This is a genomic window from Azospirillum brasilense (assembly GCF_008365405.1).
GTDB classification, from domain to species: domain Bacteria; phylum Pseudomonadota; class Alphaproteobacteria; order Azospirillales; family Azospirillaceae; genus Azospirillum; species Azospirillum brasilense_D.
In genome coordinates this window covers 59,414-76,662 of the sequence record NZ_QOKV01000009.1, presented here as the reverse complement: position 1 = coordinate 76,662, position 17,249 = coordinate 59,414, and the positions used below count along the sequence as shown (strand labels likewise).

The following is a 17,249-nucleotide window of genomic DNA, read 5'->3' as shown; positions in this document are numbered from 1 at the left end:
ACACTGAAATGGTCCATGGCGAGGCCGACATGACACAGGCTGCCACCAAACGATGTGTGCCGCCAGACCAATTCCGCATATGTCCACCGTTGGAGACCGTCGCAAACCTGGGGGAGGATGATACGGCGCGTCCGGCAGGCAGCGAAACGGGTGTGCGATGAAGTGGCGGGTCATGGTGGAGGTGACGGGTGAGGACGGCGCGGTGACGCGGCACGTGATCTCCGCGGGTGAGCGCTCCGCAGTCGGTCAGGCGGCGACGCTCGGGCTGAGCTCGGCCGAGAGCAAGGCAGCCCTGGCCGGCGTGCAGCGTGTCCTGGTTACCGCATTGCCCCAGGCGCGGAGCAGTTGGCCCGACAGCCAGGCATGGCTCGGCTGCGGGATGGCGATCACATCTTTGCCGACATCGCGAAACAGCATGGTTCATTCCCCAGCTTATGGTCGAACCCGAAGCCGGCGACCTGCGCCCTGTAAACGGATGCTGCCGGGGATCGTCTCTTTGGATGCTGGCGTGCCGGTCGGCCGAATGGATGGGACGCTCGTCCCACTTACCCGATGAAACCAAATCGGTCATGGACCTGCCCGCGGCCCCCTTGGCCTGGTCCAAAAAAGCCCATCCTGCCCGGACGGTATGAGGCGCACCTTCAACCCCTGCACAGAAGCCCCGCTTTGGGTCAAGCCGGGTTCATCGGTTCGGTAGGCAGGATGGCTGCGTCCTCGGGTTCCGCCGGCGCGGCGGGGACGGTCTCCTCATCGTCCTCCGCCGGAGGGCGGCCAAGGCAGGTCCCATCAGGGCGGGCGAATGGTGACAAGGTCCGGGGTGCGGGCCGGTGAGACTTCATGGTGCCTCCTCTCCTCAAGCCAAAACACGGTCCAAGCGGTTCTGTTGCAAAGTTGGCGGTCACGCGGCGGAATGGCTGGACGTTGGAGGGAGCCAAGCCGTGTCGGACTTCAAGGGACGCCACTTTGAGGGTGAGATCGTGCTCTGGGCGGTACGCTGGTACTGCCGGTACGGCATCAGCTACCGCGACCTTGAGCAGATGATGGCCGAGCGCGGCGCTTCGGTTGATCACTCGACCATTTTCCGCTGGGTGCAGAAGTATGCACCGGAGGTCGAGAAGCGGCTACGCTGGCAGTGGCGCTGTCCGCGGTCGAGCAACTGGCGGGTCGACGAGACCTACGTCAAGGTGGACGGCAAGTGGGCCTGCCTGTACCGAGCCGTCGACAAGCATGGCAACACCATCGACTTCCACCTCTCTCCCGTGCGGAACACCGCCGCTGCCAAGCGCTTCCTGTCCAAGGCGTTGTACGGCTTGAAGGAGTGGGAGACGCCGACGGTCATCAACACCGACAAGGCGCCAACTTATGGGCCGGCCTTGGCGGAATTGAAGGCTGAGGGCAAATGTCCCGAGCCGACCGAGCACCGCCAGGTCAAATATCTGAACAACGTGGTGGAAGCCGACCATGGCAAGCTGAAGCAGTTGATCCGCCCGGTGCGGGGCTTCAAGACCCTGAAGACGGCCTACGCGACGATCAAGGGCTTTGAGGTGATGCGGGCGCTCCGCAAAGGCCAAGCGTCCAGCTTCAACATCACCCGCGACATGCGGGGCGAGGCGCGCCTCGTCGAACGCGCCTTCAATCTTGGACCCGGTGTGCTCGCCGACGCCGTGCATTTCCTCGGCATCGGCATCATTATCAACCAGATCAGCACCGCCACCGGCAGGTTGACCTGGGCCATCTCGGCGGCGATGGTCTGGAACAGCCCGGGTGCCAGATGGCCGAAGGCGATGCCTGTGACGATGGACGGCGCCACCCAGACGCTGAGGTAGCGCTCGAAGAGCGCTCATAGGCGGCGCTCCGTCGGGGTGGCCCGGATGTCAGCCGTCATGTCGATGTCCTGTCAAGGGGCAGTGGCGACGCGCCGCCCGGCGGCGTCGAGGCATCCGGAGGCCGTCGCCGCAGGCGGTCGCATGGTGTGGCAAGCGATGTTCGGCTACCACCTGCGCACGCTAGTGGAGGCCTGCTTCAGCCGCTACAAACACGTCGTCGAGGTCTTCTAGGGTTCCATACCAACGACCGCCGGCAGACCGGGATTGATGGCGCCGTCCTGTTCCAGAACCGCATGCTCGACCTCGTCTGTCTCCAATGTTTGGGTACGCCGCACTGTCGGCAACAGCTCTCGTGACCTCAGTGCAACAGCGTCATGGCGCATTCTTGCTAACCGGAGCTAGGTCGCAACATGGTTCAAGCCCCATTCCGAACGGAGACTGCGGCCGGAACTGTGATCACGTTCGGTGCTTTTCGCCTTCATCCAGACCGGCATCTCCTGTTCAAGGACAACAAGCCGGTTGCTCTAGGTTCGCGCGCACTCGACATTCTGATTGCTTTGGCCGATCGGGCTGGGGAGTTGGTCACGAAGGACGAGCTGGTCACGCGCGCGTGGCCGAACACCATCGTCGAAGAGTCGAACCTCAGGGCGCAGATCGCTTTGCTTCGCAAGGCTCTTGGCGACTCCGGGGGCGCAGCCCATTTCATAGTGGCCGTTCCGGGTCGCGGCTACCGCTTCGTGGCGCCGATCTCATCCTTAATCCTCGCAGACGGACCCGAGGCGGCGAGCGCCCAGAACAACCTTCCACGGCTCCTGAGATCGCCAATCGGGCGGGAAGACGCCATCAAGGCTGTGCGAGGCCGCTTTCAACGGTACCGTCTTACAACCATCGTGGGACCAGGCGGTATTGGCAAGACCACACTCGGTGTCGCCGTCGCTGAACAACTTCTGTCCTCGTATAAGCACGGCGTGTGCTTTCTCGATCTGGCCCCACTGGCGAACGACCAACTCGTTTCAGGCGTGCTGGCCGCCACACTCGGCTTAGCCGACAGTTCCAAGGACCCTCTTTCCGGCGTCATCGCGCATCTGCGTGAGCGGCGGATGCTGCTTGTCTTCGACAGCTGCGAGTTGGTTGTCGACGCGACGGCACGGCTGGCGGAAGCGCTGCTCCGACAGACATCGGAGATCCATATTCTCGCGACGAGCCGTGAAGGCTTGCGGGCGGAGGGCGAGAGCGTCTATCGGCTGCCACCCCTGGACCTGCCTCCGATGTCTGCTGGATTGACCGCAGGAGAGGCACTGACCTCCCCGGCCGTCCAACTGTTCGTTGATCACGCCATATCCCGCGGCAGCGGATTTGAGTTTGACGACGGTGAGGCGCCTCTCGTTGCCGATATCTGCCGCCAACTCGATGGCATCCCCCTGGCCATCGAACTGGCGGCAGGGCGGGTTGGGGCCTTTGGCACGCGAGGCGTGGCAGAACTCCTGAACGATCGCTTCCGGCTGCTGGCAGGCGGCAGACGCACCGCTCTTCCCAGGCATCAAACCCTGGAGGCCACGATCGATTGGAGTTACGAAGCGCTGTCGGCCCCGGAGCAAACGCTTCTGCGCCGTCTGGGCGTGTTCGCGGGTGAGTTTACGCTGGAGGCCATTGCCGCCATCATGACTGGGGACAGTGATCTCGACACCGATCTTCCTCTTCATCTGTCCAATCTGATCTCGAAGTCTCTTGTCGTTGTCGACGTTCACCAGAAGATCGCACAGTACCGACTGCTCGACACAACCCGCGCCTACGCGTTGGCCAAACTTTCGCAACGCAGCGAATTCAATGGCATCATACTGCGCCTGTCCAACCATCTGTGTCGTGTCCTCGAACACTCGCACGGCGAAATCGAATTGATTCCCGCCGATGAGTGGCTGGCGCGGTACAGCCGCCATATCAACAACGTGCGCGTGGTGCTGGATTGGGCCTACTCACCCAAGGGGGATCCTGCGGTCGGACTTGCCGTAACCGTGGCCGCCATCCCACTGTGGTATCAGCTCTCAGCGGTCGACGAATGTCTGAAATGCGTTAAACGTGCCTTGCTGAGCATCGGCCCGGGACCAGAGCGGGATGCGCAGGCGCGCCAGGTCATGCAGCTCTACAGAGCGCTCGGCCTGTCACAAGCTTTCAAGGTGGGGTTCGCGCTGCAAGCACCGGCAGCATTCGCCAAAGCTCTGGAAATGGCCGAAGATCTTCACGATGTTGACGCTCAATCGGAAGCGCTCTGGGGCCTGTGGCTTTGCCGGGTCGGTATGGGTGAGTACCGGGAATCACTTGGCATCGCGCAGCAGTTCATGAAACTGGCGGACAATGGGCTCGATCGCTTCATTGGCGATCGAATGATGAGCATGACGCTCTTTTGCATGGGAGATTGCAAGGGCGCTCGCACCCACGCGGATCGCATGCTTGCTCACGATATTTCCGCTCCGGAAGCCATCTCAACCAGTTCGGTTCGCTTCCGATTTGGGCAATCAGTGACCGCCCGCGTTCAGCCTGCCCAACTCCTTTGGATACAGGGCTTCCCGGATCAAGCGGTCCAGGCCGCGAAGAATGCTGTCGACGCCGCCCGCGCATCGGGCCATGCGATTTCGCTGTGCGAGGCACTGGCGCGATGGGCTTGTCCTGTCTGGGTTCACGTTGGCGATATGGCGGCCGCGGACCTCGCAATCACATCCATGATCGACTTGGCGGCCACGAACGCGCTCGGACCCTGGGAAGTGTTCGGTCGCTGCTGGAAAGGCGCACTCCTGATCAAGCAGGGTCATGGAAATCGAGGCATCCCACTTCTGCGCACGGCGCTGGAGGAACTCCAAAAGGGAAGACTGTTCACGCTCTACAACGTCCGATTCCTTGGGTTCCTGGCCGAAGGTTTGGCGTCCACGGGACAGAGCGCGGAAGGATTCGCCCTTGTCGACGCCGCCATCCGGCATAGCGAGGAGACGGAAGAGCTTTGGTGCGTTGCGGAACTCTTGCGCGTGAAAGGTGAGATCCTGCTGCAAGACGGCACTGGTTCCAGCTCGGCCGAGCAATGTTTTCTACAGTCCGTCAAATTCGCACGACGGCAGGATGCGTTGGCGTGGGAACTTCGAACGAGCATGAGCATGTCCCGTTTGCTGCGTGAACGTGGGGAGGTTGCGAAGGCGCACCGCTCTTTGGCGAAGGTATACCGCCGTTTCACTGAAGGCTTTGAGACGGCCGATCTGAGAACTGCGAAGGCACTTCTCGCCGAATTTTCATAAGAATCGACTGAAATTCCGCTCCGTCATCTCTTGGCATGCCGCACGGGAATTCACGACGATTCACTGGATACTCTTCGGCTGCTTCGGTCATCGTCTTCGTGTGCCGACCATTCGGCAATGAATGACAGAGGTGCGGCTGAGGGGGATCGAACATGACCACCGCTGTAATGAATGCGCTCGTCCTGCGTGGGCCCAACGCACCCTTCACTCGGGCCAGCATCGCTCGCCCACAGCCCCGGGCAGGCGAAGTCCTGGTTCGGATAAAGTCGAGCAGCGTCAACCCACTGGATCTTAAAATCCGAAACGGCAACGCGGCGCACGCGAAACATCCTTTTCCCGCCATTCTGGGAATGGACCTTGCCGGGACCATCGAGGCCCTCGGTGCCGGCGAGAGCCGGTTTGCCGTCGGAGACGACGTGTATGGATTGGCCGGAGGTGTGGGCGGTCATCAAGGCTCGCTGGCGCAGTTTGCTGCGGTTGATGCCGACCTTCTCGCGCCGAAGCCATCCAATCTCAGCATGCGCGAGGCGGCCGCGCTCCCCCTTGTTTTCATCACGGCGTGGGAAGGGTTGGTCGACCGGGCTCAGGTCCAAGCCCGCCAAAAGGTGCTTGTTCTGGGTGCTGGTGGCGTCGGGGAGATGGCGATCCAGATCGCCTCGGCTTTTGGAGCCGAGGTCTTTGCGGTCGACAAAGCTGCGAAGGGGGACATCATCGAGCGCCTGGGCGCAACGGCAATCGACCGTGAGCAGACAACTCCTCAGGAGTATGTTGGCGATCACACCGGCGGCCACGGCTTCGATGTTGTCTATGACACGGTGGGGGGGGTGGCGCTTGATACCGCGTTCAACGTTGTTCGGCGCTTTGGCCATGTGGTGAGCTGCCTCGGATGGGGCACGCATTCACTTGCTCCCCTGTCGTTCCGCGCCGCGAGCTATTCGGGTGTCTTCACGCTGTTGCCGATGCTGACCGGCAAAGGCCGAGCCCATCACGGGGCGATCCTGCGAGAGGCCAAGCGGCTTGCGGAAGCCGGGAAGATCACCCCTCTCGTCGACCCCCGCCGCTTCAGTTTCGAGACTGTCGCGGAAGCGTACGGCGAAATCGAGAAGCGCACCGCCAACGGCAAGATCGTTATCGACATCGCCGAATAGAGCAGCCCCGTTGCTCCCCTCAAGAAAGGGAAAACGTCATGCCATTCGTCAACGTGAAACTGGTCGACGGCGTGTTCACGCCGGAAGAGAAGCACGCCATGGCCAAGGCCTTGACCGATGTCATGGTGAAGTTCGAGGGCTCGGAGGCCTTCCGCGAGGTGGTATGGGTCCTCATCGAGGAACTTCATACCGATGGTTGGCATATCGGCGGCAGGCCGTTCGAAGGGCCGAAGTCGTTGATGACGACGCTTTCGAAATCCAAGGACGTCGTCGAAATGATCGACGGTACGCCCACAACCCGGAAGGAGTGGGCGGCGGCAGTTCCAGTCTTGGGCTGACCACCTCGCACTCTCCAACACGGCGGCCAAAGCGCACCGTCTGACTTAGGCCCGCCGGTTGCTGGTGGAACCGTGTCCGCCCGACAGAGGGAAGAGACATGAATGCGAAAGAAGCGATTCCAACACCCAGCGCGACCAGACGGGACGTGTTGATTGGCACGGCCGCCGTCCTCGTCACGACGTTGCCCCTGGAATCCTTGGCCGCCGCGGCGTCGCCGCATTCAACCAGCGCAACCAGTGCAGATGGGAGTGAGACCATGAGCAGCATCAAGACGAAAGACGGCGCCCAGATTTTCTACAAGGACTGGGGCGCCGGGCAGCCGATCGTGTTCCACCACGGGTGGCCACTGAGCAGCGACGACTGGGACAACCAGATGCTGTACTTCATCGGAAAGGGTTTCCGGGTCATCGCCCACGACCGGAGGGGCCACGGCCGCTCCAGCCAGACCTCGGGCGGCAACGACATGGACACGTACGCGGCCGACGTCGCCGCGCTCGCCGAAGCGCTCGACCTCCGCGATGCGATTCACATCGGCCATTCCACGGGCGGCGGAGAGGTCACCAGGTATGTCGCCCGGCATGGCAAAGGCCGGGTCGCCAAAGCGGTCCTCATCTCCGCCATTCCGCCCGTGATGGTCAAGTCCGCAACGAATCCCGGAGGGCTTCCCATCGAGGTCTTCGACGGCTACCGCGCGGCTCTGGTGGCCAACCGGGCGCAGCTCTACCTCGATATCGCGAGCGGCCCGTTCTACGGCTTCAACCGCCCCGGCGCGGTCATCTCCGAAGGCACGGTCCGCAATTGGTGGCGTCAGGGCATGATGGGCGGAGCGAACGCGCACTATGAGTGCATCAAGGTCTTCTCGGAGACCGATTTTACCGATGACCTGCGGGTCATCGACGTTCCGGTCTTGGTGATGCATGGCAGCGACGACCAAGTGGTGCCCATCGCGGACTCCGCCGAACTCTCCGTCAAGCTGCTCAAGAACGGGACGCTCAAGGTCTACGACGGTTATCCGCACGGGATGTTCACCACCCACGCTGACGTGATCAACGCCGACCTTCTGGCCTTCATCCGATCGTGACGGCCCGGGCAGGCCGAGATGCCTGCCCTCAACCTTTCAAATCAGTTTCGACAGCTGTCGGCTCACCGACTCCGGCTGCGGAAAGGTCTGTCATGACATCCGAACACATGCTCTCTCGCCGCGGATTTTGCCTTTGCTGCATGGGCGCGGCGAGTTTCGCCGCCACAGGAGGCTGGATGAGCCCACGCGAGGCTTATGCCGAGGCGCGCGGCCTAGTGAGCCTCATCAAGGACAGCGCTGCCAAGTCCGTGATCGCCACCCACAAACTGAGGAACGACATCACCATCCTCGAAGGCTCCGGCGGCAACGTCGCGGTCTTGGCCGGCAAGGACGGCCTCGTCATGGTCGACGCGGGCATCAGCGTGTCCCGCCCCCAGATGACGCAGGCGCTCTCCGCGCTCTCCTCGGAGCCCGTGACCCATCTCATCAACACCCACTGGCATTTCGATCACGCGGACGGCAACGCCTGGATCGGCGAGGGTGGAGCGAAAATCATCGCGCATGAGAACACCCGAAAATACCTGTCGCAGGTGCAGCGGGTGGAGGACTGGGATTACAATTTCGTTCCGCTGGAGCAAAGCGGCGTGCCGAAACACGTCTTTTCTAAAGAGCATTCGCTCAAGCTGAACGGGCAGTCGCTCGCCATGAAACATTACGGTCCGGCGCATACCGACGGCGACATCTTGGTAATGTTCGGCGAGGCAGACGTTCTCCATGTCGGCGACACCTACTGGAATGGGATATATCCGTTCATCGATTATTCGACGGGCGGCAGCATCGACGGGATGATCGCCGCCTCGGATGCGAACTTGGCCGCGTCCACCGGCAAGACGATCATCATTCCAGGCCACGGAAATCCGGTGAGCAACCGTGCTGAGTTGCAGGAATTCCGCGACATGCTCGTTAGCGTCCGCGAGAACGTCGCCGCGCTGAAGCGCCAGGGGCGCTCGCGGGACGAAGCGGTTGCGGCCAAGCCGACGGCATCCTTTGACGCCAAGTGGGGCAATTTCGTCATCGACCCAGGCTTCTTTACGCGGCTTGTCTACGCGGGCGTCTAGCAGGAACCTCCGGCCATCCGCCAATCCCATACCGGTGCGTTCCTCGCCCAGGTTTCCCACGCCTTCGGAGTGCGGATCCGCCGACGATCCAACGGATTAAGTGACCTGAGACCGGAAAATTCCTCCAGGAATGGGTAGAGTCCGTCATCGAGGGGAGACGGACAGATGAGAGGCAGCCGGTTCAGCGAGGAGCAGATCATCGGCATCCTGAAGGAGCAGGAGGCCTGACAGAAGACGGCGGACTTGTGCCGCCGACATGGGATCAGCGAGGCGACGTTCTACACCTGGAAGGCCAAGTACGGCGGGTTGGAGGTCTCTGAGGCCCGGCGTCTGAAGACGCTTGAGGATGAGAACGCCCGGTTGAAGAAGTTGCTGGCCGAGGCCATGCTCGACAACGCCATCCTGAAGGACGTCGCCGCAAAAAAATGGTGACGCCCGCCGCCGTGCGGAGGGCCGTTGCCCATGTCCGTGCCCGCCACGGCGTGAGCGAGCGGCGGGCGTGCCTTGTGCTGGAAGTGGATCGCTCGACGGTGCGTTACCGTTCCCGGCATCCGGATGATGCCGCCGTTCGGGAACGGCTGCGCGAGTTGTCGCGCCAGCGGCGTCGCTTCGGCTATCGCCGGCTGCATCTGCTGCTGGCCCGCGAAGGTCTCGGCGACGCCACGCCCGCTGAGATCGTCATCGTCGCGGCGGCGCAAGCCGAGCGGGGGCATTCCCCGGCCCGGCTTGCCATCACTGCCCGCTTGGGGCATCACAACTCACAGAGACTCTGCCCATGACTGGAGAAAACTTCGGTCTCAGGTCATCGGTGGTCACCTCGGTGGGAGCGAAGCCGTGCTTCTTCAGCAGCTTGCGCATCAACTTCAGGGCTGCAGCCTTGTCGCGCCGGCGCTGGACGAGCATCTCCAGCACCTCGCCTTCATCATCGACCGCCTGCCACAGATGCATCAGCTTTCCACTGACCCTGATCACCATCTCATCCAGATGCCAGCGCGGGCTGGGCTTGGGTCGGAGGCGCCGCAGATTGCCGGCAATGGCCGGCCCGAACTTCAAAACCCAGCGCCGGACGGATTCGTAGGACACATCGACACCCCGTTCGGCCAGCAACTCCTCGACATCGCGATAACTCAGTGTGAACCGCAGGTGCAGCCAGATCGCGTGTTGGATGATCGCGGTCGGGAACTGATGGCGGGCATACGAGAGCGGCGGCATCCGAGCAAGATAATGCCGCGATCGGCGCGCCGCCACCGGACCCGTGACAACGCCCGGGCGCCCTATGGGTCGCTGCCTTCCTGATGTTCGCGCTGATCCATGGGCGGAGGCTGCTGACCCACCGGTGACGAGGGACCGGCCGTGATCGGCTTCAGCCGGCCGCCGCGATGGCCCGCGCGAACTCATTGAGCAAAACGTCGGTGTCGAGGCCATAGTCGTCCGCCACCTCGGCGATCGTCTGGAAACGCGCCATGGGGCAGCCCGGACAGGCCATCCGATGCTTGAGGAACACGGGGATGGTCGACGGCCAGCGCTCCAGCACGTCCTCGACGAGGTCGGAGGACGAGGGCAAGGCCGCGGTGGCGCAAGGTGATTGCGGAGCGATCATCCCGGCACCCTAGCGCACCGGCGCGCGCGTCTCTTTGCGCCCGCGCAAACGGAAGGGAGGTTCAGCCCCGCCTATTTCTCCGGCTTCGAAGTCTCTTCCGGTTTCGCCGGCTTGGGCAGATCCTCGGCGATGGCGACCAGGGCGTGCGGCTGGCGAATCGTCACCTGCTGGCGTCCGCCCTCGACGATTCCCTGCCCTTCCCAACCGCTGAGGATGCGGCTCACCGTGTGCAGCGTGGTCCCGGTCATCTCCGCGATGTCCTGGCGGGACAGCGGAAAGTCGATCTCGACGCCGTTCCCGACCCGGCGGCCCGCCTGACGGACCAAGCGCAGAAGCGCATGGGCGACCCGCCGCTCCACCCGCTCGGTGGACAGCTCGCGCAGGCGGGTCTGCACCTCCTGCAGGCGGCGGCCGACGATGTCCAGGGCGTTCAGCGCGATGCGGGGGTAGCGCTCCATCAGCTCGCCCATCGTGGCGGCGGTCCAGTGGACGCCGACGCAATCGACCATGGCGAGCGCGTCGGCGGGATAGATGCCGCCCGAGAACACCGCCGCCGTGCCGAACATCTCCCCGGCGCCGATGTAGCGGACCACCAGCTGCTGCCCGTCGGCCCCGGTCTGGACAATCTTGACCCGCCCGTCGATCAGCGCGTGGCAGAGCGCCGCCCGGTCGCCCTGGGAGAAGATGGTGGTTCCCTTCTCGATCCGCCGGGTGTGGGCGGACCGGACGATCTCGGCCAGGGCCGCCGCGTCCAGACTGGAAAACAGCCGCAGGCCACGCAGACTGGCGGGATCGGGGGCAAGCGGCGTCATCGGACCATCCTCAAAAGGCCGTGCCCGACCACCCCTGCGGGAAGGCGTCACGGAAAAGTTGCCTTCCAAGATGACCGCCCGCGCGCCGCGCCGCAACCCGCCTGCGCTCCAACCAAGACCAAGGACTCAGTTTGTCCTGGAACAAAGAGCCGATCGGACCAGTCCTTTAGGATTGCCGACACCTCCCAACCCTTCGGACCTCCCCCATGCAGATCGCCGAACAGTCCACCGCGGCCGAGCCGGTCATCGACGTCCAGTCCATTCCGCCTCACCAGCGCCACCCGCTGATCCTCCAGGCCACGCAGGATCTGGCGCCGGGCCGGGGCTTCGTGCTGGTCAACAATCATGACCCGCGCCCGCTCTATCTCCAGGTCCAGGCGCTGTTCGGCGATGCGGTGAGCTGGACCTATCTCGAACGCGGGCCGGAGCGTTGGCGGGTGCGCATCGGACGGCCGGACTCCGGCACCGCCCCGGCGACCTCCCTGCGGGTGCGCATCGGGCGCGGCGGGCAGGCGAGCGCGGTCGCCGCCGAGACGCCGCTCGGCGTGGCGGACGGCGGGCTGGTCTGCGAGATCACCGACTGCCCGCCGGGCACCAGCGCGGAGCAGGTGCTCGACCTGATGCAGGGGGTCATCCCGCCGGCCGGGCAGTTGCACCTGTCCTACGAGCGTCTGGTCGCCCGGCGTTCCGGCTCCTGCTGCGGCGGCATGTGCGGCTGATCGCCCCAGGCGGCCGTTCGGGACCTTGGGCTTGACCGTCATCAAGGATGGTATGACCACCGGGCTGTATTGCCGAAGCCCGGCGGGCTCCGCCCGCCACACGACCATTCCGAAGGGAAGGAGACAGGCGTATGCGCGATCCCGGCTTTATGGCTCAGGATAAGGCCCAGGAGATGGTCCCGGACACCCGTGCCCGCGACGTCGAAGTCCAACTGACGCGGGCCGGGCTGGGGTTCGCGCGGCGGCTCGGCGACCGGGCCGGCGGCCTGCTGTTCGACCGGCTCCTGCGGATTCTGGAGGCGCGCCACCCGCGCGCCTTCACCGCCCTCGGCGAGCTGCCCGACGCCCGCCTGCTGATCGACCCCGTGGACGCGCCCGCCGCCCTGCTGCTCCGCGTCGGCCCCGGCCTCGCTCTGCGGGTCTGCGACCGCACCGCCGAGGCGGAGGCCACAGTGCGCGGCCCCTGCGCGCGGCTTCTCGACCTGCTGGAAGGGCGCATCGATGGCGACGCGCTGTTCTTCCGCCGCGAATTGTCGATCGAGGGCGACACCGCCCTGATCCTGGCGCTCCGCAACACGCTGGACGGCGAGGAGATGGACCTGTTCGGCGACGTCGCCGCTGCGGCCGGTCCGCTGCGGCACGCCCTGCCCGTGGCGCGGCGCAACGCCGGGCGGGCGCTCGACCTGCTCGCCACGGCGCGCCGCTTCGCCCCGCCGCCGGTGCGCTGGGGCATGGCCATGCTGGAACGGCGATTCGCCGGTCCGCAGCAGGGAGCGTGACGGCATGGGGTCCTTCGAACTGATCTGCCCGGCGGGCAACCCCGCCGCGCTGCGCGCCGCCGTGGACGCGGGCGCCGACGCCGTCTATCTGGGCTTCCGCGACGAGACCAACGCGCGCAACTTCCCCGGCCTGAACTTCTCGCGGCCGGAGCTGGCCGAGGCTATCGCCTACGCCCATGCGCGGTCGGTCCAGGTCTTCGTCGCCATCAACACCTACCCCCAGGCCGGCAACCTCGCCCCCTGGCAGCGCGCGGTGGACGATGCCGCGCGGCTGAAGGCGGACGCGGTCATCCTCGCCGACCTCGGCCTGCTCGACTACGCGGCGAAGCACCACCCCGACCTGCGGCTTCATCTGTCCGTCCAGGCCTCCGCCGCCAACGCCGAGGCGATCCGGCTCTACCGCGAGGCCTTCGGCGTGCGGCGGGTCGTGCTGCCCCGCGTGCTGACCGTGCCGGAAATCGCCCGGCTGAACGCCGAGGTCGACGTGGAGACGGAGGTCTTCGTCTTCGGCGGCCTCTGCCCGATGGCGGAGGGGCGCTGCTCGCTGTCCTCCTACGCGACCGGGCTGTCGCCCAACAAGCAGGGCGTCTGCTCCCCGGCCAGCCATGTCCGCTACGAGCCGCGCGGCGAGGCGCTGGCCTCCCGCCTCGGCGGCTTCACCATCAACGTCTTCGGCGCCGGGGAGCCGGCGGGCTACCCGACGCTGTGCAAAGGCCGCTTCGTGCCCGGTGGCGGCACCTCCCGCGATCCGGCCTACCTGTTCGAGGAGCCGACCAGCCTCAACGCGCTCGCCCTGCTGCCGGAGCTGAAGGCCGCCAAGGTCTGCGCCCTGAAGATCGAAGGCCGCCAGCGCGGCAAGGCCTACATCGCCGCCGTGGTCGGCGCCTACCGCCGGGCGCTGGACGCCTTCGAACGGGGGCTGCCCGTGCCGGCGCTCGACCTGGAGGCCATGGTCGAGGGCGGGGCCCAGACCACCGGCGCCTACACCCGCGCGTGGCGCTGAGGAGTTGCGTTCATGAAACCCACCCTGACCCTTGGCCCCGTCCTGTTCAACTGGCCGGCGGAGCGCTGGCGCGATTTCTACGCCCGCATCGCCGACGAGGCGCCGGTCGACGCCGTCGTCGTCGGCGAGATCGTCTGCTCCAAGCGCGCGCCCTTCCTCGCCCCGGTCATGGACGAGGTGATCGCCCGTCTGGCCGCCGCCGGCAAGGAGGTCTGGCTCGCCAGCCCGATCCTGGTGGGCAGCGACCGCGAGCGCGCCGCGATGCGCGATCTGCTGGACTGCGACCCGCTGCCGGTGGAGGCCAACGACATGGGCGCGCTGGCCCTGCTGGAGGGACGCCGTCACGCCGTCGGCCCCTTCATCAACAGCTACAACGAGGCGACCCTGGCCTGGCTGGCCGGGCGCGGCGCGGTCGCGGTGTCACTGCCGGCGGAGCTTCCCGCCGCCTCCGTCGCCATGATGGCGAAGACGGGGACGGCGCTCGGCCTGTCCATGGAGGTGCAGGTGTTCGGGCGCGCGCCGCTCGCCATCTCCGCCCGCTGCTACCACGCGCGGGCGCACGCGCTGCACAAGGACGGCTGCCAGTTCGTCTGCGCCAACGACCCGGACGGCATGCCGGTCAGCACCGTCGACGGCCAGCCCTTCCTGTCGGTCAACGGCACGCAGACGCTGTCGCATGGCTATCTGGCGCTGGCGGCGGAGATCGACCGGCTGCGGGCGATGGGCATCCAGCGCTTCCGCCTGTCGCCGCAGGACCTCGACATGGTCGCCGTCGCCAAGGCCTTCCGCGCCGTTCTGGACGGCGAGCGCAGCGGACAGGATGTGATGGCGGAGCTGCGCGGCATGACCGCCGTCCCGCTGGAGAACGGCTTCTTCCACAACATGGCGGGTGCGGCCTACGCCGACGCTCCGGCCGCCTGACGCGCCCGCCATCCGATGTCCGTCGGACCGTCGCCCCCGCGCGGCCCGGCTGACTTTTGAGTCCGCTTAAAGAGGAAACCCCTATGAAGCGCATGTTTGCCCTGCTCGCCTTCGGGCTGGTCGCGTCGTCCCCCGGCCTTGCCGCCGCGCAGGACGCCGATGCCGGCGCGAAGGTGTTCAACCAGTGCAAGGCCTGCCACACCATCGAGGCCGGCGGCCCGAACCGCGTCGGCCCAAACCTGCACGGCGTCGTCGGCCGCAAGGCCGGTGCCGTCGACGCCTACAAGTATTCCGACGCGATGAAGAACGCCGGGGCGTGGGACGAGGCGACGCTCGACGCCTATCTGGCGGACCCCAAGGGCGCCGTCCCCGGCAACAAGATGGCCTTCGCCGGCGTGAAGAACGAGCAGGCCCGCAAGGACTTGATCGCCTTCCTGAAAAAGAACAGCTGACGAAATCGTCCGTTTTCCTTGGCGGCTTGACCGCCGTCAAGGATGGGAGAGCATCCGGCCGCTAGGGTAACCGCACAATCGTTGATCGATTGCGTCCCCGCTGGACGAGTACCCTCCCGTTTTTCTGCCCCCTCCAAGCCCATCGGTTCTTCGCCGGTGGGCTTTTTTCCGCTCAAGGGCGGCCGCGGACGAGAAAATGGCCGAAGGCGGCCAGGAACAGAATCGCCGCCGCGCTCCAGGCGCCGGCCGCGGCCAGCAGCCACAGCGGGCCATCCTCTCCCGCCGCCACGGCAACCGCCCGCAAGGCAACGGCGAGCGCGGTGAGCGCGTAGCAGCCCGTCACCACCGCCGACCGCGCGAAGGCGTTGCCGGCGTGCTTGCGGATCATGCTCGACATCACCGCGAAGCCCATCAGCCCGAGCGCCCCGACCGTCCAGAGATGGACCGCCATGCCGGGCGACGCCGCCACGGCGGCGAAACCCAGCGGGACGCAGGCGTAGGCGGTGTGCACGGCGAGGACCGATGGCCGGTCGAGCGTCCGCCAGCCCCGCCATTGCAGCAGCCGGACCGTCTGCGTGAGCGCGGCGAGAAGGCTTGCGGCGGCCGTCGCTCCCGAACTTGGTTCGACCAGCCAGCCGGCCAGCGCACCGGCGGCGGCCAGGGCGGCGGCACGCTCGAACCAGGGACGCCCGGTGAACAGCCCTGCCTTGCTGGACAGCCCCAGATGGGTGGCGGTCAGGCTCGGCGCGATGCGCCCGCCCAGCACCATGACCAGCCCGAGCGACAGCGCCAAGGCGGACGGGACGGCGTCGCACAACGCCGCCCCGGCCAGCGCGCCGACCAGGGCCGCGACGACGGCGTTGCGCCGATCCCGCGCGGCGGCGATCTGTGCGGTCACGAGAAGGGCCAGCGCGGCGAGGAACGGCGCGTGCGCGGTGGCCACCCAGGGCGACAGCGCCCGTCCCGCCAGCCAGAGCGGTACGAGGAACGGCCAGAGGCGCGCGCCGACCAGGGAGCGCCCGGTCCAGCGCGGCAGGGCGGTGCGCAGGAATCCCGCCATCATCGCCGGCAGCGTGCCGAACAGCAGCGCCCGCCCGTGCCACCCCATCGGGTCGGCGATCGCGCCGGACACGTCCCACCCCAGCAGGACCGGCACCCACAGCCCCACCGCCAGCAGCGCGTCCAGGGCGGCCAGCAGGAAGAAGGGACGGAACGGCACCATCAGGCCCCGCTCCGCCTGGGCCGGATCCTCAAGGCTGGATCATGGGTGACGGCCGTTGGGTCCGACGTTGCAGTGCCGCCGCAATTGTTCGACCGACCGCACCCGGACGGTGTTGCCGGTGACGTGCAACTGGTGCGGGGAGAGTTTGGTGAAGGTGCGCGACAGCTGTTCCGGCGTCATGCCAAGGCGGCTGGCCAGCACGCGCTTGCTGACCGGCAATTCGAAGGTCGCGCCGTCCTCCGCCTCGTCCTGAGGCGACGGATCGACCTGCGACAGGATGAAGGCGGCGAGCCGCTGGGTCGTCGTGCGCAGCTTGAGATTCTTGACCTCGCGCACCAGACCGCGGCACTGCCCGACCAGCGTGCTCATCACCCGCAGCGCCAGCGCGTGGTCGCGGGCGACCTGCGCGCGCAGGACGGGAGCGGCCAGCATGAGAATCCGGGACGATTCCAGCGTCCGCGCCGACATCAGGTACGGCGCATCGGCCAGCACCGCCGCCGGCACGAAGCAATCGCCGGGGCGCACGATGTCGATCACCGTTTCCTGCCCCACCTCGTCGCAGCCGGCCAGCATCGCCGTGCCCTCGACGAGGATGTGCAGGAAGTCGGGGATCTCGCCTTCCGCGAACAGCCGTGTCTCGCGCGGGAACCACTGGAGCAGCGCCCCGTAGGTCAGCGCCTCCAAGGTCTCGTCGGCGACCCCCTCGAACAGCGGGAGGTCGCGCATCAGCGTCAGGGCGCCCTGTCTCATCGTCCCGGCTCTGGTGTCGCGGTCAGGCTTCGGAGGCGGGCTTGCGCGACGCCCCACCGTGAACCGGGGTGACCAGGACGGGGGCGGCGTCGGACTCGTCGTCCTTCAGGCCGGTCTTGAAGGACTTCACGCCCTTGGCGAGGTCGCCCATGACCTTGGGCAGCTTGCCCGCCCCGAACAGCAGCAGGACGAGCAGCAGGACGATGGCCCAATGCATCAGGCTGAAACTTCCCATGACGATGGTCTCCTGGGTGAAGG

Annotated in this window: 15 protein-coding genes and 5 pseudogenes; 13 read left to right on the top strand and 7 right to left on the bottom strand. The window is 66.1% G+C overall.

The features are described from left to right. Window positions 1-157: 157 nt before the first annotated feature. Window positions 158-337, top strand: a pseudogene (locus tag DS837_RS15620) (ISKra4-like element ISAzba1 family transposase); the annotation flags it as partial. Between the two features lie 23 nt (window positions 338-360). Here the strand turns inward: DS837_RS15620 and DS837_RS33325 are convergent. After that, window positions 361-417 (bottom strand): annotated as a pseudogene (locus tag DS837_RS33325) (hypothetical protein); the annotation flags it as partial. Window positions 418-938: 521 nt separating this feature from the next. On the opposite strand from DS837_RS33325, the pseudogene DS837_RS15610 reads away from it, so the two are divergent. The 7 genes and pseudogenes from DS837_RS15610 to DS837_RS15575 all read left to right on the top strand — a co-directional run. Further along, window positions 939-1,643 (top strand): annotated as a pseudogene (locus DS837_RS15610) (IS6 family transposase); the annotation flags it as partial. A 635-nt stretch (window positions 1,644-2,278) separates the two neighbouring features. Beyond that, window positions 2,279-5,107: an ATP-binding protein gene (locus DS837_RS15600; RefSeq protein WP_211102251.1), complete on the top strand. Its 2,829-nt coding sequence runs from the start codon at window positions 2,279-2,281 to the stop codon at window positions 5,105-5,107. Window positions 5,108-5,259: 152 nt separating this feature from the next. After that, entirely contained in the window at window positions 5,260-6,255 is a 996-nt protein-coding gene (locus DS837_RS15595) for a zinc-dependent alcohol dehydrogenase family protein (RefSeq protein WP_247889950.1), read from the top strand. Between the two features lie 38 nt (window positions 6,256-6,293). Further along, a complete protein-coding gene (locus tag DS837_RS15590; RefSeq protein ID WP_149165601.1) occupies window positions 6,294-6,593 on the top strand; it encodes a tautomerase family protein in 300 nt (99 codons plus the stop codon). Between the two features lie 257 nt (window positions 6,594-6,850). After that, entirely contained in the window at window positions 6,851-7,675 is an 825-nt protein-coding gene (locus tag DS837_RS15585) for an alpha/beta fold hydrolase (RefSeq protein WP_149165600.1), read from the top strand. Between the two features lie 92 nt (window positions 7,676-7,767). Beyond that, window positions 7,768-8,733 (top strand): MBL fold metallo-hydrolase, encoded by a 966-nt coding sequence (locus tag DS837_RS15580; RefSeq protein ID WP_149165599.1) that lies wholly within the window; start codon window positions 7,768-7,770, stop codon window positions 8,731-8,733. Between the two features lie 165 nt (window positions 8,734-8,898). Continuing rightward, window positions 8,899-9,383: pseudogene (locus tag DS837_RS15575) on the top strand (transposase); the annotation flags it as partial. Window positions 9,384-9,528: 145 nt separating this feature from the next. Here DS837_RS15575 and DS837_RS15570 read toward each other — a convergent pair. From DS837_RS15570 to DS837_RS15560, 3 genes and pseudogenes are all read right to left on the bottom strand, one after another. Next, window positions 9,529-9,945, bottom strand: a pseudogene (locus tag DS837_RS15570) (IS6 family transposase); the annotation flags it as partial. A gap of 151 nt (window positions 9,946-10,096) precedes the next feature. Beyond that, the gene (locus DS837_RS15565) at window positions 10,097-10,333 is read right to left on the bottom strand and encodes a DUF1858 domain-containing protein (protein ID WP_149165597.1); all 237 of its coding nucleotides are present in this window, start codon (window positions 10,331-10,333) and stop codon (window positions 10,097-10,099) included. A 71-nt stretch (window positions 10,334-10,404) separates the two neighbouring features. After that, entirely contained in the window at window positions 10,405-11,145 is a 741-nt protein-coding gene (locus tag DS837_RS15560; RefSeq protein ID WP_149165596.1) for a Crp/Fnr family transcriptional regulator, read from the bottom strand. A 206-nt stretch (window positions 11,146-11,351) separates the two neighbouring features. Here DS837_RS15560 and DS837_RS15555 point away from each other — a divergent pair, with 206 nt between their 5' ends. The 5 genes from DS837_RS15555 to DS837_RS15535 all read left to right on the top strand — a co-directional run bounded on the left by DS837_RS15555 (window position 11,352) and on the right by DS837_RS15535 (window position 15,019). Next, entirely contained in the window at window positions 11,352-11,864 is a 513-nt protein-coding gene (locus tag DS837_RS15555) for a DUF2249 domain-containing protein (protein ID WP_149165595.1), read from the top strand. Window positions 11,865-12,013: 149 nt separating this feature from the next. Then, window positions 12,014-12,643, top strand: a complete 630-nt coding sequence (gene ubiT, locus DS837_RS15550) for a ubiquinone anaerobic biosynthesis accessory factor UbiT (protein ID WP_247889949.1) — start codon at window positions 12,014-12,016, stop codon at window positions 12,641-12,643. Window positions 12,644-12,647: 4 nt separating this feature from the next. Further along, complete coding sequence (gene ubiU, locus DS837_RS15545) at window positions 12,648-13,646, top strand: ubiquinone anaerobic biosynthesis protein UbiU (RefSeq protein WP_149165593.1); 999 nt, start codon at window positions 12,648-12,650, stop codon at window positions 13,644-13,646. A gap of 12 nt (window positions 13,647-13,658) precedes the next feature. After that, on the top strand, window positions 13,659-14,567 hold the full coding sequence (gene ubiV / locus DS837_RS15540; RefSeq protein WP_149165592.1) for a ubiquinone anaerobic biosynthesis protein UbiV: 909 nt from the start codon (window positions 13,659-13,661) through the stop codon (window positions 14,565-14,567). An 83-nt stretch (window positions 14,568-14,650) separates the two neighbouring features. Then, window positions 14,651-15,019 carry a c-type cytochrome gene (locus tag DS837_RS15535; RefSeq protein WP_149165591.1) on the top strand — a complete coding sequence of 123 codons (369 nt, stop codon included), beginning with the start codon at window positions 14,651-14,653 and terminating at the stop codon, window positions 15,017-15,019. Between the two features lie 172 nt (window positions 15,020-15,191). Here DS837_RS15535 and DS837_RS15530 read toward each other — a convergent pair whose 3' ends face one another. The 3 genes from DS837_RS15530 to DS837_RS15520 are packed head-to-tail and all read right to left on the bottom strand — an operon-like array spanning window position 15,192 to window position 17,226. Next, window positions 15,192-16,241: an NnrS family protein gene (locus DS837_RS15530; protein WP_247889948.1), complete on the bottom strand. Its 1,050-nt coding sequence runs from the start codon at window positions 16,239-16,241 to the stop codon at window positions 15,192-15,194. Between the two features lie 39 nt (window positions 16,242-16,280). Next, window positions 16,281-16,991 carry a cyclic nucleotide-binding domain-containing protein gene (locus DS837_RS15525; RefSeq protein ID WP_149165590.1) on the bottom strand — a complete coding sequence of 237 codons (711 nt, stop codon included), beginning with the start codon at window positions 16,989-16,991 and terminating at the stop codon, window positions 16,281-16,283. Between the two features lie 22 nt (window positions 16,992-17,013). Beyond that, window positions 17,014-17,226 carry a twin-arginine translocase TatA/TatE family subunit gene (locus DS837_RS15520; RefSeq protein WP_149165589.1) on the bottom strand — a complete coding sequence of 71 codons (213 nt, stop codon included), beginning with the start codon at window positions 17,224-17,226 and terminating at the stop codon, window positions 17,014-17,016. Window positions 17,227-17,249 lie beyond the last annotated feature (23 nt).

What these genes read in the sequence shown, in the direction of transcription:
- DS837_RS15565 (WP_149165597.1), bottom strand. Translation starts at nt 10,333, where the DNA reads ATGATCGCTCCGCAATCACCTTGCGCCACCGCGGCCTTGCCCTCGTCC.
- DS837_RS15525 (WP_149165590.1), bottom strand. Translation starts at nt 16,991, where the DNA reads ATGAGACAGGGCGCCCTGACGCTGATGCGCGACCTCCCGCTGTTCGAG.
- DS837_RS15530 (WP_247889948.1), bottom strand. Translation starts at nt 16,241, where the DNA reads ATGGTGCCGTTCCGTCCCTTCTTCCTGCTGGCCGCCCTGGACGCGCTG.
- DS837_RS15535 (WP_149165591.1), top strand. Translation starts at nt 14,651, where the DNA reads ATGAAGCGCATGTTTGCCCTGCTCGCCTTCGGGCTGGTCGCGTCGTCC.
- DS837_RS15585 (WP_149165600.1), top strand. Translation starts at nt 6,851, where the DNA reads ATGAGCAGCATCAAGACGAAAGACGGCGCCCAGATTTTCTACAAGGAC.
- DS837_RS15560 (WP_149165596.1), bottom strand. Translation starts at nt 11,145, where the DNA reads ATGACGCCGCTTGCCCCCGATCCCGCCAGTCTGCGTGGCCTGCGGCTG.
- DS837_RS15520 (WP_149165589.1), bottom strand. Translation starts at nt 17,226, where the DNA reads ATGGGAAGTTTCAGCCTGATGCATTGGGCCATCGTCCTGCTGCTCGTC.
- ubiV (WP_149165592.1), top strand. Translation starts at nt 13,659, where the DNA reads ATGAAACCCACCCTGACCCTTGGCCCCGTCCTGTTCAACTGGCCGGCG.
- DS837_RS15580 (WP_149165599.1), top strand. Translation starts at nt 7,768, where the DNA reads ATGACATCCGAACACATGCTCTCTCGCCGCGGATTTTGCCTTTGCTGC.
- ubiT (WP_247889949.1), top strand. Translation starts at nt 12,014, where the DNA reads ATGGCTCAGGATAAGGCCCAGGAGATGGTCCCGGACACCCGTGCCCGC.
- DS837_RS15595 (WP_247889950.1), top strand. Translation starts at nt 5,260, where the DNA reads ATGACCACCGCTGTAATGAATGCGCTCGTCCTGCGTGGGCCCAACGCA.
- ubiU (WP_149165593.1), top strand. Translation starts at nt 12,648, where the DNA reads ATGGGGTCCTTCGAACTGATCTGCCCGGCGGGCAACCCCGCCGCGCTG.
- DS837_RS15590 (WP_149165601.1), top strand. Translation starts at nt 6,294, where the DNA reads ATGCCATTCGTCAACGTGAAACTGGTCGACGGCGTGTTCACGCCGGAA.
- DS837_RS15555 (WP_149165595.1), top strand. Translation starts at nt 11,352, where the DNA reads ATGCAGATCGCCGAACAGTCCACCGCGGCCGAGCCGGTCATCGACGTC.